Origin of the sequence: Roseomonas sp. KE2513 (assembly GCF_016107305.1) — a bacterium.
Taxonomy (GTDB): Bacteria; Pseudomonadota; Alphaproteobacteria; order Acetobacterales; family Acetobacteraceae; genus Roseomonas.
Map to the genome: position 1 here is coordinate 1 of NZ_RCVR01000050.1, position 15,525 is coordinate 15,525.

At 67.5% G+C, this 15,525-nt stretch carries 15 protein-coding genes and 2 pseudogenes; 9 read left to right on the plus strand and 8 right to left on the minus strand.

Annotated elements, in window-relative coordinates:
- The 4 genes and pseudogenes from D9599_RS26805 to D9599_RS26820 all read left to right on the plus strand — a co-directional run.
- Positions 1–84: pseudogene (locus D9599_RS26805) on the plus strand (IS5/IS1182 family transposase); the annotation flags it as partial.
- A 298-nt stretch (positions 85–382) separates the two neighbouring features.
- Complete coding sequence (locus tag D9599_RS26810) at positions 383–1,513, plus strand: recombinase family protein (protein ID WP_198384362.1); 1,131 nt, start codon at positions 383–385, stop codon at positions 1,511–1,513.
- Complete coding sequence (locus D9599_RS26815) at positions 1,514–1,780, plus strand: hypothetical protein (protein ID WP_198384363.1); 267 nt, start codon at positions 1,514–1,516, stop codon at positions 1,778–1,780. It begins immediately after the preceding gene.
- A gap of 114 nt (positions 1,781–1,894) precedes the next feature.
- Positions 1,895–2,017: pseudogene (locus tag D9599_RS26820) on the plus strand (transposase); the annotation flags it as partial.
- Positions 2,018–2,134: 117 nt separating this feature from the next.
- On the opposite strand, the gene D9599_RS26825 reads toward D9599_RS26820, so the two are convergent.
- Genes D9599_RS26825 through D9599_RS26840 form a run of 4 tightly spaced genes read right to left on the minus strand, consistent with a single transcriptional unit; the run spans position 2,135 to position 6,091 of the window.
- On the minus strand, positions 2,135–3,037 hold the full coding sequence (locus D9599_RS26825) for a CoA ester lyase (protein ID WP_198384364.1): 903 nt from the start codon (positions 3,035–3,037) through the stop codon (positions 2,135–2,137).
- The gene (locus tag D9599_RS26830) at positions 3,034–4,236 is read right to left on the minus strand and encodes a CaiB/BaiF CoA-transferase family protein (protein ID WP_198384365.1); all 1,203 of its coding nucleotides are present in this window, start codon (positions 4,234–4,236) and stop codon (positions 3,034–3,036) included. The genes D9599_RS26825 and D9599_RS26830 overlap by 4 nt, the downstream gene beginning before the upstream one ends.
- A complete protein-coding gene (locus D9599_RS26835; protein ID WP_198384366.1) occupies positions 4,233–5,108 on the minus strand; it encodes a MaoC family dehydratase N-terminal domain-containing protein in 876 nt (291 codons plus the stop codon). The genes D9599_RS26830 and D9599_RS26835 overlap by 4 nt, the downstream gene beginning before the upstream one ends.
- Positions 5,105–6,091 carry a tripartite tricarboxylate transporter substrate binding protein gene (locus D9599_RS26840; protein ID WP_198384367.1) on the minus strand — a complete coding sequence of 329 codons (987 nt, stop codon included), beginning with the start codon at positions 6,089–6,091 and terminating at the stop codon, positions 5,105–5,107. The genes D9599_RS26835 and D9599_RS26840 overlap by 4 nt, the downstream gene beginning before the upstream one ends.
- A gap of 129 nt (positions 6,092–6,220) precedes the next feature.
- Between D9599_RS26840 and D9599_RS26845 the strand changes: the two genes are divergently transcribed.
- Positions 6,221–6,976, plus strand: a complete 756-nt coding sequence (locus D9599_RS26845; protein WP_198384368.1) for an IclR family transcriptional regulator — start codon at positions 6,221–6,223, stop codon at positions 6,974–6,976.
- Between the two features lie 9 nt (positions 6,977–6,985).
- On the opposite strand, the gene leuD is transcribed toward D9599_RS26845, so the two are convergent.
- The 3 genes from leuD to D9599_RS26860 are packed head-to-tail and all read right to left on the minus strand — an operon-like array spanning position 6,986 to position 9,791.
- On the minus strand, positions 6,986–7,621 hold the full coding sequence (leuD, locus tag D9599_RS26850; RefSeq protein WP_198384369.1) for a 3-isopropylmalate dehydratase small subunit: 636 nt from the start codon (positions 7,619–7,621) through the stop codon (positions 6,986–6,988).
- Between the two features lie 4 nt (positions 7,622–7,625).
- Positions 7,626–9,014, minus strand: a complete 1,389-nt coding sequence (locus D9599_RS26855; RefSeq protein ID WP_198384370.1) for a 3-isopropylmalate dehydratase large subunit — start codon at positions 9,012–9,014, stop codon at positions 7,626–7,628.
- A gap of 33 nt (positions 9,015–9,047) precedes the next feature.
- Positions 9,048–9,791, minus strand: coding sequence for an IclR family transcriptional regulator (locus D9599_RS26860; protein WP_198384371.1), 744 nt, complete (start codon positions 9,789–9,791; stop codon positions 9,048–9,050).
- 93 nt (positions 9,792–9,884) lie between these two features.
- Between D9599_RS26860 and D9599_RS26865 the strand changes: the two genes are divergently transcribed.
- Genes D9599_RS26865 through D9599_RS26880 form a run of 4 tightly spaced genes read left to right on the plus strand, consistent with a single transcriptional unit; the run spans position 9,885 to position 14,117 of the window.
- A complete protein-coding gene (locus tag D9599_RS26865) occupies positions 9,885–10,868 on the plus strand; it encodes a tripartite tricarboxylate transporter substrate binding protein (RefSeq protein ID WP_198384372.1) in 984 nt (327 codons plus the stop codon).
- A gap of 41 nt (positions 10,869–10,909) precedes the next feature.
- On the plus strand, positions 10,910–11,872 hold the full coding sequence (locus D9599_RS26870) for a hydroxymethylglutaryl-CoA lyase (protein WP_198384373.1): 963 nt from the start codon (positions 10,910–10,912) through the stop codon (positions 11,870–11,872).
- Positions 11,869–13,161 (plus strand): CaiB/BaiF CoA-transferase family protein, encoded by a 1,293-nt coding sequence (locus tag D9599_RS26875; protein ID WP_198384374.1) that lies wholly within the window; start codon positions 11,869–11,871, stop codon positions 13,159–13,161. The genes D9599_RS26870 and D9599_RS26875 overlap by 4 nt, the downstream gene beginning before the upstream one ends.
- Positions 13,128–14,117 carry a tripartite tricarboxylate transporter substrate binding protein gene (locus tag D9599_RS26880; RefSeq protein WP_198384375.1) on the plus strand — a complete coding sequence of 330 codons (990 nt, stop codon included), beginning with the start codon at positions 13,128–13,130 and terminating at the stop codon, positions 14,115–14,117. Before D9599_RS26875 ends, D9599_RS26880 begins: the two co-directional genes overlap by 34 nt.
- A 260-nt stretch (positions 14,118–14,377) precedes the next feature.
- Here the strand turns inward: D9599_RS26880 and D9599_RS26885 are convergent, their stop codons facing one another.
- Positions 14,378–15,343 carry an IS5 family transposase gene (locus D9599_RS26885; RefSeq protein WP_198384376.1) on the minus strand — a complete coding sequence of 322 codons (966 nt, stop codon included), beginning with the start codon at positions 15,341–15,343 and terminating at the stop codon, positions 14,378–14,380.
- Positions 15,344–15,525 lie beyond the last annotated feature (182 nt).

A 15,525-nucleotide genomic window follows, 5' to 3' on the forward strand; every position in this document is an offset into this window, starting at 1 on the left:
GCGCGACCCGCCATTCCGCCCAAGAGGAACGAGGCGCCCGTCCTCTGCCCGGTCTGGATCTACAACAACCGCAACCGTGTCGAGATGGTCTGATCGCAAATGACAAGTTTTGCCTGAGCCGCTTTGGGCGTCTCCGGCTGAGTTGGTGGCGGCTTTCGCTGCGCCGCCGTGAGGCGCCCTCCGCCATTTGCCTCTTGCCGCAGGAGAGGTCTGTGGCGGGAGGTCATGATGCGGGAGTGGCGGGTGCACCGGCTGTTCCAGTCCCATCCGGATGGCCGGAGGCACTGGGAGGGAGCCTATCAGCAGCTTCTGGTCTGGACCGAGGTGGAGGAGGCGTGCGTCGCCCCGGCCGGCCCCGCGCCTCCCGAGGAGGAGGTCAGCCATGAGGGTCGCTCTTTATGCGCGGGTGTCCACCCAGCGTCAGGCACAGGCCGACGGGGTCGCTCAGCAGCTCGATCGGCTGCAGGCGCACGCCGCCGAGCAGGGCTGGACGGTGGCGGCGGAGAACATCTTCCGCGATGACGGGTACAGCGGGGCGGGTCTCAAGCGACCAGGTCTCGAGCGCCTGCGCGATCGGGCCGCGCTGCGTGATCTGGATCGGCTGCTGATTACCGCGCCCGACCGGCTGGCCCGGCACTATGTGCATCAGGTCCTGCTGCTGGAGGAGATCACCGCCACGGGCTGTCAGGTCGAGTTCCTTGACCGGCCGATGAGCCAGGACCCGCATGACCAGCTCCTGCTGCAGATCCGGGGGGCCGTGGCCGAGTATGAGCGAAGCCTGATCGCGGAGCGCATGCGCCGGGGGCGCCTGCGCAAGCTGCAGGCAGGGCTCCTGCTGCCCTGGACGAGGCCGCCCTACGGCTACCGTGTGGACCCGGGCCGACCGCGTGACCCGGCCGGTGTGCGATGCGATGACGTCGAGGCTGCAGCGGTCGCCGAGATGTTCGCCTGGTACGCGGAGGAAGGGCGCAGCCTGTACGGGCTGGCGCAGAAGCTCCGCGCGGATGGGATCCCCCCTCCTCGTGTGCGCGGGCGCTGGCATGTCACCACGCTGCGCGGGATCCTGATCAACCCCGTCTACACCGGAGAGGTCTTCGCAGGGCGCATCCAGGAGACCCCCCGCCGCCTGCGGGCTCGCGAGGAATGGGTTTCCGTCGCCACCATTCCGGCGATTGTCAGCCAGGAGAGCTTCGACCGCGTCCAGACCAAGCTCGCCCAAAACAGGCAATTTGCCCGCCGCAACAATACCGCCCATCCCTACTTGCTGCGCGCGCTGGTCAGCTGCGGCGTGTGTGGTCTTTCCTGCCTCGGCCGAAGCTTGTCAGCCCGCCATCGCTATTACTGCTGCCGTGGCAAGCTCTCGCCCCTGAACTCCTACCGCGACGCCCCATGCCCCTCCCGCTTTATCCCGGCCGAGCAGGTCGAGGCTCTCGTCTGGGAGGATCTCCGCCAGCTCCTGATCCATCCGGAGGCTATCCGGCATGCGCTCGAGCGGGCTCACGGCGGCCACTAGTTGCCGCAGGAACTGCGTGCACGCCGCGAGGCGCTCCGGCGCGGACAGACCAGCCTGACCCAACAGCTCGAACGCCTCACCGAGGTTTATCTGGCCGGCGTGGTAGGCCTGGAAGAGTACCGCCGCCGGCGCCGTGACATCGAGCAAAGACTACAGGCCCTCGCCACACAGGAGCGGCAGTTGGCGGCCCAGACCGATCGACAAGCTGACATCGCGCGATCAGCCAAGGCCTCGAGCAAGCCACCTGGGAGCAGAGGCGGCAGCTAATCGAGTGGCTCGTGGCCCGGGTCGTCGTCACCAACGGCGACGTCGAGATCCGCTACGTTCTCCCTACCAGCCCCGCTGCCCAGACCAGCGGCATTTGTCATTTGCGTTCAGACTATCGAACGCCTCTGGGCCAGGCTCAAGGAGTGGCGCGCCGTCGCGACACGCTACGAAAAGACCGCCTCCAGCTTCCTCGGCGTCCTACACCTCGCCGCCACCCTCGACTGGATCAAGCGCTAACAGGCCCTAGCACTGTCCAAACAGCGGCGCTGGAAGATCATTCCGATCTTCACTTCCAAATTTGCTCATGTGCTATCCTCTGTGATGAGCGGATAAATGGCGCTTTCACCAGCCGCATTACCTTTGTGTCTGCTGATTATCGAATGGAGACGTTGTTCCGATTTTCCAACCCTCAGCCCGGATGAGAAGGCGGCGAGCGCGTTCGACAATGGGCAAGTCAATCATGCGACCCTCGAAGGCCATCGCGCCGGCCCTCTGGGAAAGCGCTAGGTCAAAGGCGGCAACCAGGCGGCGAGCCCGGTCCAGCTCACCCTCCGTTGCGCCGTACTCCTCGTTGATGATCGGCACATGGGCTGGATGGATGCAGGACGCCGCGGCAAAGCCCAGGGCTCGGGCACGGCGCAGGCCCGCGCGATAGCCATCCAGGTCTTCCAGGTTGGAGAGGCTGCCCAACGAGCCCATCGGTGTGATCCCGGCTGAACGGCATGCGGCGACGCAATGGGCGGCCCAGACGTAAAGCCCATCAACCGTCGGAGCGGCACCGAGCTCTGTCGCGAGGTCCTCGCCACCAATCCCCATCGCGACCATCCGTGGATCCGCCGCAGCGATCGCCCCCATCTGCGGCAGGGCAGATACGGTCTCGACCAGCGCCAGGAAACGGGTGCTGCCCAGGGGCATGCCGCAGGCATCCTCCCGTTCGGCAACCGCGTTGGAAAGCAGGTGGACGTGGTCGGGGCCGAGCACCTTCGTCAGCATCAGTGCTGCGACTCCCGGTCCAACGGCCGCCGCGATATCCGGTACGGCTAGTGCCAGGGGCTGATTGATCCGAACCACGACCCCGGCACCCGCCTGTGAGACACGTGGAACCGCGCCGCTCAGTGCAGCGCGCGCGGAGCCCTTCTCCAAGGGCGGAATCGAGTCCTCAAGATCCAAGATGATCGCGTCCGCGCCGCGCGTATGCGCCTTTGCAATGAAGCGCTCAGCCGTGGCCGGCACGAAGAGAAGGGAGCGCCAGTTCATCGTGCGGAGGCCTGCGCAGCACCGGTCGTGATCAGGTGGTCTATCTCTGTCTTCTGATATCCCGCCTGCTGCAGCACCTCCCGCGTGTGCTCCCCCAACCGCGGGGCGTGCAGCTCCTCCTCTCGCATGCCGCCAGCGAAATGATTTGGCGCGGCAGTTCGGCGCAAGCGGCCCTCACTAGGATGATCCTCCTCCCGGAAGAAGCCCCTGTCGGCGAGGTGGGGGTCCTCCATCAGATCCTCCAGTGTGTTGTAGCGGGCGCAAGGAATGTCGCGCGCGCCGAGCACTTCCAGCCACTCGGCAGTTGTCCGCTCGCGCAGGGCTTCCAAGCGTAGGCGAAAATACGCCGCAGCATTGGTAGTGCGAGCCGTTGCGGAACAGAAGCGCGGATCATCCCGAAGCTCCGGCCTGCCGATCGCTTCAAAGAAACCGAAGGCCTGGGCGTTGGTGTTGGGGCCAACGGTGATGTAGCCATCCTTCGTTGCCATCGGTCGGTACTCCGGGCTGAGGATGCGGTTGTCTCCGGTTGAACCGACCGGCGGTTCAAAGGTCGCCGCGCTCATGTGCTCACTCATCACGAAAGAGGCCATGTTCTCGAACATGGGCACCTCAACCGCCTCCCCGACGCCCGTGCGTTCACGCCGATAGAGTGCGAAGCCGATGCACTGGGCGGCGATGATGCCCGTAATGTGGTCCGTCATCACCATGGGCACGAAACGGGGCTCTCCGGTTGCCCGCTCAAAGGTGGCGGCCACGCCGGACAGGCTCTGGATGATGGGGTCGTAGGCCGGGCGCTCGGCGTATCGGCCACCGGAGCCGAACGCGAGGATGCTGCAATGGATAAGGCGCGGGTTACCCTCGCAGAGGGCCGGATAGGCCAGCCCCAGCCGGGCAAGCGCCGAGGGGCGGATGTTGGAGACGAAGACATCAGCTCCCTCAACCAGGCGCCGCATCGCGGACATCCCCTCAGGCTGCTTAAGGTCGAGGCAGATGGAGCGCTTGTTGCGGTTGAACTGGATGAACTTGCCCGACATCCCGGGATTTCGGCTGCCCTGCGCCAGGTTCCGAAGAAGGTCTCCCCCGGGCGGCTCCACCTTCACGACCTCCGCTCCCTGATCAGCCAGGGTACGCGTGCAGATCGGGCCAACCACGACCGATGTCAGGTCCACCACCCGTACACCTGACAGTGGGCCACTCATGCGTCGAACTCCAGAGTCATCTCCGCCGCCAGGAAGCCATCCTTGTCGCTGGCCCAGACGCGTGTACCGCCCCCTTCCATGACAGCGCCGCGAAAGGTCATGTGGTCGCCCACGAACATCGGCCGTGCGAGACGGGCGGTGAACCCCTGCAGAGAACCGGGCGCTCGCCGGAGCGCGGCATCCACCATGAGATGCATCGTCAGGCCTCCGTTCTGCACCACCCCCGGATAGCCCTCGGTGCCGCGGGCATAGTCGGCGTCATAGTGGATACGGTGCGCGTTCCAGGTGATGGCGCCGTAGCGGAACACTTGCACGGGGTCGATCTGGACGGTGTCCGCCCAGTCCGCCGCAGTGGTCGCCGATACGGGCGGGTTGGTCGCGCTGGAAGCACCCGGCCGCACGGCTTCGCGATACAGCGCGTCGAACTCCTCCACGGCGACGACCTCCCCACGCGCCTCGACCGTACGCCGCATCGTCAGCAGCACCATCTCGCCAGTCCGTCCCGTCTTCGGGGTGATTGCGGCAACCTCGGTCCGCCGTGTTGCCGTGTCGCCCACGCGCAGCGTGCCGGGGGTCCGGACCCGTCGCCCGGCACCCATGCGGCGTGGCAGCGGGATGGGCGGAAGGAACTCCCCGGCGCGGGCGTGCCCGTCAGGGCCAATGGCGGATTGCCGCGGGATGTCAGCGAAGAACAGCCCGAACCAGTGCGGCGGCAATGCATCACCATCAGCGACTGCATCAGGATCGTTGTCGAACGTCGCGGCGATCCGGCGTACGGCAGACAACGTGATGTCCTCCTTGTCCGTACGGATCCGGCCGATCCAGGTGGACAGCTCCGGCATGCTGGCGGCAATTGCTTCGGCAGCGCTCATTGAACGACGATCTCCAGGCGGCGGATGAGTGCGGCCCAGCGCTCGCCGCGCCGGCGCAGGAAGGCCGCAGCCTCCTCCGGTGTGTTCGCCTCCGCCGGGTCAGCGCCCACGCGGAGAAATCCAGCGCGAACCGCTTCGGTCGCCAAGGCTGCGTTCAGGGCCGTGCTCAAGCGTTCCACGATTTCCGTTGGTGTGCGAGCGGGCAGCCCAAGAGCGAAAGCATTCACCGCCTCGAAGCCCAGCAAGGTCTCGGCCACGGTCGGCACCTCCGGCCACTGCGGACTGCGCGCAGCGCCGGTCACGGCCAGCGCACGGATATTGGGGTCGGTCTTGACGGGCTCGGCTTCCGGCAGCCCCAGGCAGCGCGCCTTGACGCGCCCCGCGAGCAGATCGGTCATGCCCTGAGTGCTCTGGCGGTAGGGCACGTGGATCATCCGTAACCCTCCGGCCTGCTCCAGCAGCATTTCCATGGAGAGATGCGTCGTGGCGCCGATACCGGAGGACGCGTAGGGCACGCTGTCGGGATGTGCCCGCACGTAATCGAGAAACTCGGCCAGCGTCCTTACGGGAAGAGAGGCATGGACAAGAACAACGTTCTGCGCCGTGCAGAACAGCCCGACCGGCATCAGGTCGTGCTGCCAGTCGTAACCCGGATTGCGGTAGAGCGCTGCGTTCACGCCGCCCAGCGTCCCCGTTGAACCGCTGAGGATCGTGTAGCCGTCCGCCGGTGCCCGCGAGACGAGCTCGGCCGCAACATCCCCTGCGGCCCCCAGGCGGTTATCCGGCAGCACCGCCTGACCGAGCCGCTGGGCCATGCCGTCCCCGATCAGGCGGGAGACGATGTCCGTCTGCCCACCCCCTCCGTAGGGAATGACAAGGCGGACCGGCCGGTCCGGGTAGGCGGCCTGGGCGATCCGGCGCCCGGCGAGTACCGCCACAAGGGCAAGTGCCGTCCGCCGCCCGATGAGAGCTGCCGAGGTCATGGCTTGGTTTCCTCTCCGCTCCGCGCCCAGGGGTGCGGTTGCGGGGATGATAACTCGGCAGATAGGGTTGCAGCGCTTCACATACGTGAATTTGGAGGCGTGATGGCAGCGGGAGGCAGGATCGCGGCGGTGAAGTCGGCGCGTCGTACGATCGAGGCGCTGGAGTTCTTCGCTGAGGCGCACCGGCCTGCAAGCGTGACCGAGATGGCCGAGCATCTCAGCGCGCCGCTGTCCAGCACCTCGATCCTGCTCGCCGGCTTGGCGAGGCTTGGTTACCTTGAGCAGGACCCGCTCGATCGCCGGTATCGACCCACGCTCCGGGTGATGCTGCTCGGTGCTTGGTTGCAGGACCGCTTGTTCGGGGAAAGCAGCCTGCTTCGCTTGGCGGAAAGCCTGCGCGCGACGACCGGTCTGACGGTGCTGATCGGGACACAGCAGGGTGCGTCGGTGCAGTACATCCTCACCTTGCGACGACCTTCTGCGCGCGGGGATGAACGGATGAAGGCTGGGATGCTTCGGCCAATAACGCGAGCCGCCTTGGGAAAGGCGCTGCTCCTCCAGATGACGGATCAAGAGGCGGGTCGCCTTCTCCGGCGCGCGAACGCGGAAGAGGTGCACGCTTCGAACCGAATACCGACTCCCCAGTTCCTCGCTGACCTACGAGCCGCTCGCGCCTGTGGTTATGCTGAAAGCCGCGGGGCTGTACGCCCGGGCCTGTCAGTCATTGCCCTACCGTTGCCCTTACTGGCGGATCAGCCACCGCTTGCGATCGGGTTGGGCGGAGACCAACTTCACCTGGAAGACAAGCGCGAGGCTGTGATTGGCTCGTTAAGAAACGTGTGCGAGGTGCTTGCCCGGGAGAGCGCAAAGCAATCCCGTCTGTAGGATATCTGCTCAACTGAGATCAGCACGGCCTTTTCCAGATCTCCTGGAGGCGAGCCAAGGTCGGCGCGCTGCGTCGTGCGCCTGGAAGGCCGCAATTGCAGGCTCGCGCGTCATTGTCAGGCCGATCGGGTCCATGCCTTCCAACAGCATTCTCCTTCGCAAGGGTTCCACTTGGAAGGAAAGGATGAGGCCCTCACCGCGGATCTCCTGCCGCTCTAGATCCACCGTCAAAACAGGGTGCCGCTGCACCAGGGAACGCAGTGCTGTCACCTCCTCCGCCGGAAGGCGGACCGGCAGCATTCCATTCTCAAAGAGGTTGTCGTGGAAGGCGCCGCCGAAGGAGGGTGCGATGATGCTGCGAATACCAAAGCCGTGCAGCGCCCAGACCGCCGTCTCGCGCGCCGAGCCGCAGCCGAAGTTCTCGGCACCGACCAGGATGCAAGCCCGGTCATAGGGTGATCGGTTAAGGGCGCAAGCAGGATTCGGCGAGCCGTCCTGAAGGAAGCGCCAGGATTCGAGCGCATAGGGCCCGAGCTCCGCGCGCGGAATGCCAGCGGAACGCTCGACACGGATGATCATGTCCGTATCGAGATTGTTCATCGGAACGGGTGCTGCCGGCCCGGTGAGTTTGGCGAAGGCATCCATCGGCTTAACTCCTGGGATCGACGATCGCGCCGGAGATAGCGGCGCGCGCCGCCATGGCGGGGCTGGCGAGGTGCGTGCGGGCGCCCGGCCCCTGCCGGCCGACGAAGTTCCGGTTAGAGGTGGACACGCAGCGCGCGCCCGGCGGCACGAACTCGCCATTCGCGCCGACGCAGAGCGAGCAGCCCGGCTCGCGCCACTCGAAGCCGGCCTGGCGGAAGACCTCGTCCAGCCCTTCGGCCTCCGCGGCACGCTTCACGCCCTGCGAGCCCGCGACAACCCAGGCGGTCACGCCCGGCGCTACCTGGCCGCCCCGGAGCGCGGAGGCCGCCTCCCGCAGGTCCGAGAGCCGGGCATTGGTGCAGGACCCTATGAAAACCTGGTCCACCTTCTGGCCGAGCAAGAGCTCGCCTGGCATGAGGCCCATGTAGTCCAGCGCGTCGGCCCAGGCCTTGCGGCGCGTATCGTCAGGCGCGAGCGCCGGATCGGGAATTCGGCCGTCCACGGACATAACGTGCTCGGGGCTGGTACCCCAGGTGATCTGCGGGGCGAGGCCCTCGATGCCGACCTCCATATCCCGGTCGAAGACCGCGTCCTCATCCGTCTGGAGAGCCTGCCAATCCTTCACGGCGGCGTCCCAGAAAGCGGGGGAGGGGGCGTGGCGGCGGCCTCGAAGCCAAGCAAAGACGGTCTCGTCCGGCACCACCATCCCGATTTTGGCGCCCAACTCGACGGCCATGTTGCAGAGGGTCATGCGGCCTTCCACGCCGAGGGCGCGTATGGCCGGGCCGGCGAACTCGATGGCGTGGCTGACGCCACCACCCGCCCCCACCACCGCGAGTGCCGCAAGCGCCAAGTCTTTCGCAGTGATACCCGCTGGCGCCTCGCCCTCAAAGCGGATCCGCATAGACCGGGGCTTGCGCTGGACGATGGTCGAGGTGGCGAGGACATGCGCCACCTCGGAGAAGCCAATGCCCCAGGCGAGGGCGCCGAGCGCGCCGTGCGTGCTGGTATGGCTGTCAGGGCAGACGACGAGCATGCCCGGATGGGTCAGGCCAAGCTCCGGCCCGGCGACATGGGCTATGCCCTGGTCCGGGTGATCAATGTCCAGCAGCACCACGCCGTGGCGTTCGCAGCCTGCGCGCATTGCGGCGAGATGCCTCGCGGTCCACGGCGCCCCGCCGGCGCGCCCGGGGGCGGATGAGACGACGTGGTCGACGACGCCGATGGTGCGGTCCGGGTCTCGTACCGGGAGGCCGCGATCCTCCAGCACGCCAAAAGCGCCGGCGCGCATCTCAAGGAGGTAGTGACGGTCGACATTCATCAGGTCCACGCCGGGCGCGAGCGCCTCGATGACGTGGCGATCCCAAAGCTTGTCCAGCAGCGTACGACCCATTTCTTCCCTCTCTAGCCCCCGTCGGGCCTTCTTTCAGTCGGGCGTGTCCCGAAACCCTGAGACATCGCCATCGAGTTCTGCCGTCAGTGCCTTCGCCTCCTGCCGCAGCACTTCCGTTATGCCCGCGCGGTGCGCCTCGTCGCGGAAGCGGGTGCAGGTGCCGCTGACGGTGAGCGCACCGGCAAGCACGGCCCCGTTACGGAAAACCGGCGCACAGATCGCTGCGACCTCAGGGGTCCGCTCGCCGAAGGAGGTGTGGATCAGCGGCAGGCCGGAGCGGTATCCAGTCTCGAAGCAGCGCAGCAGGTGGCCCGCGGCGCCCTTCATCGGTAGCAGCGCTCCGATGGTGACCCAGTCGCGCACCTCCTGCCGGCCCTCCACGCGCGCCAGGCAGAGGCGCGCCTCGCCCTCGCGGACGAAGAAGGATGCCGCTTCCTGCGTCGCTGCGGCGAGGCGGGTGAGAGCGGGATCAAGGGCCGCTCGGAGGTCGAAACCGCTCGCGTAGGACTGGCCAAGCCGGAACAGGACCGGTCCCAGACGATAGCGTCCATCCGCTTGGCGGACCACGTAGCGGCATCGCTCCAGGGAGGCGAGTAGCCGGAGCAGCGTGCTTTTGTAGAGGCCGGTCCGCTGCGCGAGATCGGCCAGGCTGACTGGTCCCCCGGCCTCGCCCAGGTCGTCCAGCACGGCGAGTCCCCGCTCGAGCGCCGTGACCCCGGGGGACGCCCAACCCTTCGCCACCTCGATCGCGTCGTCGTCCGCCGGCTTGACTTGCATGCCCGGAGACTGCCACTTTTGTCAGAACAGAACAAGAGTTCTGCACAGCAGAACGAAGCGCGGCACTTCGCTCGCGCGATAGGGGAGAGAGCGATGCAAACTGTCCCGCCACTGCGCCGCCGCGTCCTGCTAGGCCTACCCGCTGCGCTTGCCCTGCCTTCCGTGGGGCGCGCTCAAGCGCCCTGGCCCGACAGGCCTGTTCGGATCGTCGTGAACTACGCGGCCGGCGGCGCGGCCGACACCATCGCGCGGCTCCTCCAGCCCCGCATGTCCGAGGCACTCGGACAGAGCGTTGTCATCGAGAATCGCACGGGGGCCGGTGGTACGGTCGGCGCGGCGGCGGTGGCCCGCAGTCCGGCCGATGGATACACCCTGCTCTTCGACTCCGCGGCCCACGTCGTCGCGCCGCTGCTCTTCCGAAACCTGCCCGTCGATTATGAAACGGCCTTCAGCTATCTCGGCCGCGCCACGGTCCAGGCTTATGTTTGGGTTATCAGTGCGCGCTTTCCGGCGCGCGACGTGGCGGAGTTCATCGCGGCCGCGCGGGAGCGTCCACAGCCCGTCACATTCGGCTCGCCTGGCGTCGGCAGCAGCGGCCATATCGCCGGAGAGGCGTTCGCCCAGGCTGCGGGACTGCGCTTCGAGCACATTCCCTATCGCGGCGGTGCGGAGGCGGCCAATGACCTCGCGGCCGGTAATCTGGAGGCGGCCTGCATCACTCTCTCCTCCGCTGCGCCGATTGTAGAGGGGGGGCGGGCACGAATGCTCGCGACCACGGGTGCGACACGCGCCGCCTCTCAGCCCAACCTGCCGACGCTCGCAGAGAGTGGGCTAACCGGCTTTGATGTGACGAGCTGGCTCGGCCTCTTCGGGCCCGCGGGCTTACCGGCGCCGATCGTGGAGAAAGCAGGAGCCGCACTCATCGCCGCGGGCAGCGACTTGACCACCCGCCAGCGCCTTGCCGCCGCCGGCTTCGAGGCCGCGCCGACCAACGCCCGGAATTTCGCGGAGCAGGTCCGCCGCGACCGCGAGACCTTCAGCGCCGTCGTCCGTCGCGCAGGGCTCCAGCCGAGCTGACACTGCGTCGTCCGTCGCCCACGACTTGCGAGAGTGAACGCATGACTGACCTGCCCCGCCGCGTCTCCATCAACGAGGAGGGCCCGCGCGAGGGCTTCCAGATCGAGCCGGGCCCCATCCCGACGGCCGACAAGGTCGCGCTGGTCGACGCGCTCTCGGCCACCGGTCTGCGGCACATCCAGGTCGCCTCCTTCGTCTCGCCCAAGCTCGTGCCGGGCTGGGCGGATGCGGAGGCCGTGGTGTCGGGCTTCGCTCCGCGCGCGGGAGTGGACTTCACCGCGTTGTGGTTCAACGCGCGCGGGCTGGAGCGGGCTCTGACCTTTCGCTATCGGCTGCACCTGACTGGCTCCATCTCCCTCTCGGCTTCCGAAGCCTTCTCGCGGAAGAACCTGAACCGCGATTGGGCAGGGCAGGTGGAGGCGATGCGCGCGCAGACGGCCGCGCATCTCGCCGCTGGCATCCCCGTGGAGCGCATCGGCGTCATGGCTGCCTTTGGCTGCAACTTTCAGGGCGAGGTGACGCTCGGGCACGTGTTTCAGGCGATTGCGGATGGCATGGCGGTGGCGGAGGAGGCGGGCGCGACCATCGTCCGCCTGTCGCTCGCCGACACCATGGGCTGGGCCAACCCGTCACAGGTGGAGCGCCTGGTCGGCGAGGTGAGGGCACGCTGGCCGGAGCTAGCGATCACCCTGCACCTGCACGACACGCGCGGCCTAGCCATCGCCAACGCTCATGCCGGGCTGCGGATGGGCGTCGCCAGCTTCGATACCACGGTAGGCGGCCTCGGCGGCTGCCCCTTCGCCGCGCATAAGGGCGCGCCAGGCAACATTGCCAGCGAGGAACTCGTCCTGCTCTGTGAAGAACTAGGGATCGAAACCGGCGTGGACGTCGACGCACTGATCGAGGCGGGATATCTCGCCGAGCGCGTCGTCGGCCACCCGCTGCCCAGCGCTCTTCTTCGCGGCGGCAGCCTACGCGCCTTCCGCGAGAGGGCAGCGGCATGAGCGTCCGTCCGCTCGAAGGCCTGCGCGTTCTCGAATTCTCCCACACCATCATGGGTCCTTGTGCGGGCCTCCTTCTCGCTGACCTCGGCGCCGAGGTGATCAAGGTGGAGCCCGCTCCGGCCGGCGACCACACTCGCCGCCTTCCGGGCTTCGCCTCCGGCTTCTTCGCCACCTTCAATCGCAACAAGCGGTCCCTTGCCATCGACCTGAAGTCACCCGCGGGGCGGGACGCCGTGCACCGCCTCGTCGCCGGGGCTGACGTAGTGTTGGAGAATTACGGACCGGGCACGATGGAGCGACTGGGCTGCGGGTGGGACACGCTCTCGGCCCTCAACCCGCGGCTCGTCTACCTTGCGCTCAAGGGCTTCCTCGCCGGCCCTTACGAGCACCGCCCGGCGCTGGACGAGGTGGTGCAGTTCCAGTCCGGCCTCGCCTACATGACCGGCCCGCCCGGCCAGCCGCTCCGCGCCGGAGCCTCGGTGGTGGATATCATGGGCGCGGTCTTCGGTGTGGTTGGCGTGCTCGCCGCGCTGCGCGAACGCGATCGCACGGGTCAGGGCCAGCGTGTGGGCAGTGCCCTCTTCGAATCCGCCGTGTTCCTCGTCGGCTCCCATATGGCGGGCGCTGCTGCGACGGGAGAGCCCGTGCCCCCCATGCCTGCCCGCCGCGGCGCCTGGGGCGTGTACGAGCCTTTCGCCACGGCAGAGGGAGAGCAGGTTTTCGTCGGCGTCACCAGCGACGCGCAGTGGGTGCGCTTCTGCGCGGCCTTCGGCTTCGACGACCTCGCCGCCGACAGCCGCCTGGGCACCAACGCGGACCGGGCCCGCCAGCGCCCCTGGCTGATCCCCGATGTGAAGGTGCGCCTAGCGAAGCTCCCCCGAGACGAAGTGGTGGCGCGATGCGAGGCCGCCGCCATCTCCTGGGCGCCCGTGGGTAAGCCCGCAGACCTGTTCGACGACCCCCACCTCCTGGCGGGAGGCGGGCTTCTGGCCACGGCTATTTCCGCCCTCGGCGGCGGAGTAGCGGAAGCCCTGCTGCCGGCCCTCCCAATGGAGTTCGGCGGAACCCGCGAGCGCGCGGGCCTGCGGCGCCAGCCTCCTCGCCTGGGCGAGCATAACGACGAGATTCTGGCGGAAGCCGGGTTCGGAGCGGATGAGATCGAGGCGCTGGATCGGCATAACGTTCTTGCTGGCGCCGGGAAGGCGCAAGATCTGAGCAACGGGGCTGCCAGGACGAACGGAGGAGACGAAATATCATGCAGCAGGGGAAGACGGGGCGCCGGGGACTGATCGGCGGCACGATCACGGGAGCGGGGCTGCTCATCGTGTCTCCTCTTCAGGCAGCCGACTTCCCGTCCCGTCCCGTCACGCTGATCGTCAGTGGTCCTGCCGGTGGTACTACCGACTACACGGCGCGGCTGATTGCCCAACCTCTTTCTGAGCGGCTAGGTGTTCCTGTTGTGGTGGAGAACCGGGCGGGCGGCAACGGCATGATCGCGCTGCAGGCCGTGATCCGCGCGCGGCCGGACGGGCACACGCTGCTGATCGGCTACTCCGGTACCGTGACCGGGAAGCCTGCCGTCGAAGGGTACGGCGACTTCGATCCACGCCGTGACCTTGCCTCCGTCTCCCTCATCCTGCAAGCGCCCCAGGTGATGATGGTCCACCCGACAATCCCCGTTCACAGCCTGTCGGAGTTCATTAGCTATGCGCACGCTCGACCAGGGCAGTTGAACTACGCCTCCTCCGGTGCCGGCTCGCTCCAGCACTTGGGCACGGAGCTGCTGAAGCAACGCACGGGCATTGACCTGACCCATGTGCCCTATCGAGGCACGGGCGAGACGATGAACGACGTTCTCGCCGGGCGCATTCAGTTCTACATGACCACGCCGCCGCCCGTGGCCGTGCCGATCCGCGACGGCCGCCTGCGTGCCCTCGCCATGGCCGCCGCCGAGCGCCACCCGGCCCTGCCGGACGTCCCCACGGCGGCTGAGGCCGGGCTGCCCGGCTACACGGCGGAGAGTTGGTTTGGTCTTTTCGCACCGAAGGCGGCACCCCGCCCGATCGTTAAGCGGCTAGCCGGTGAATGCCGTGACATCCTGGCCGATGAGCGGCTACGGCAGAGGGCTTTGCAAGCTGGCGGACTAGTCAGCCCTGAAGACCCTTCCACCCTGGACCGCCGCGTGGAGACGGAGCTCGCCATGTGGACGAAGCTGGTAAGAGAAGTCGGCATCCGGCCTGATTAGGGCACGAGGCCCGGACAGGCCGTAGATCTGATCGCCGGTGGCGGGCGCGACGAGGCCAATTCGGAAACGCGCCCTGCTGATGGAACGGGTTGACCGCGTGCGGGTTCAGGACGCTGACGGAAGGGCCGACAAGCCGGAGAGGCACGGCGGTTCCCCGGCCTCGTGCAGCGTCCGCGCTCGCTGAGCGCGGCAGTGCTGATCCGGCGCCGTGTTGCGTGGGTCGGCGGCAGAGACGTGCTGGCCCCTACCCGCGCCTGGGATCACGCGATGCGGACATACTCCGGCCGTCCGAGCTCAAGCATGTGGTTCAGCACCCTGGCGGCGATGGCCACCTCATTTGCTTGTCGCCCATCTGTTTGCGAGCGTAGCCCGTCACCGATAACGCGCTTCCATCTCGAGACGTCGGCCTCCACCAGAGCATGCCAATTGTACCCCGAGGTCCTCTGCCAACCCATGCGGCCGCGCCGGGCACTGCATCGGAGATGCGCGTCCCGCTGCGTTGGTGCGGACTGCCCGGCTCCGCTTGGCACAGCACTCGCGCGGGGTGGTACAACCACAGCCGCATCGGGGTGGTGCGCCGCGACGGCGGCATAGACGTCCTCACGGTCGTAGGCGCCGTCGCCGGTGAAGGAGGCCACGGAAACACCGGCCCGCTCGAGCAAGGGGCCGACCTGCGAGACGTCATCAGCATCCCTGCCGGCCAGCACCGAGGCGGCGATCTCGCCCGTGTCGGCGTCCGTGGCGAGGTGGAGCATCTTCCAGGCCCGGCGGTGCTTGCTGCCATGCTTCTCTTCCAGCCAGCCGCCGGGACCGCACAGCCGCAAACCGGTGCTGTCCACCAGAAGGTGCACTGGCTCGCTGCCCGTCTTCGGCCGCAGCACCTTCAGCGTCTCCGCCTGACGGCTAAGGGTGGAGTGGTCTGGCACTGCCAGATCGAGACCGAGTAGCTCCAAGATAGAGGCGATCAAGCCCTCGGTCTGGCGCAGCGCCAGGCGGAACACAGCACGCAACGTCAGGGCGGTTGCGATCGCCAGATCCGAGTACTTCGCCTGGCCGCCCCGGCCACTGCGTGCCTCAGCTCGCCACCCCTCAATCGCCTCTGCCGTGAACCACACTGTGAGACTGCCGCGGGCGCGCAGGCCGGCGTCGTACTCAGCCCAGTTGGTTACCCTCTGGCGCTGTTTGGGGATGCGGTGCCGGCGGTCAGCGTTGACCTTGAAAGGCATGGCGGGCGTCCCTCAGGGTCCGAGGGATCGTCCCTGCGTCAGGCTAATCCAAGGCGCCCGATCGGGCGACCCGTGCAACAAAATGACGCGAAGTCGCAACGTGCCGCACCGGTACCCGGAGGGAAGGTCAACGCTGCGCGTCGCAGCACCAGCGGATCGCTTCGGGCGGGCGGTCGAGCCAA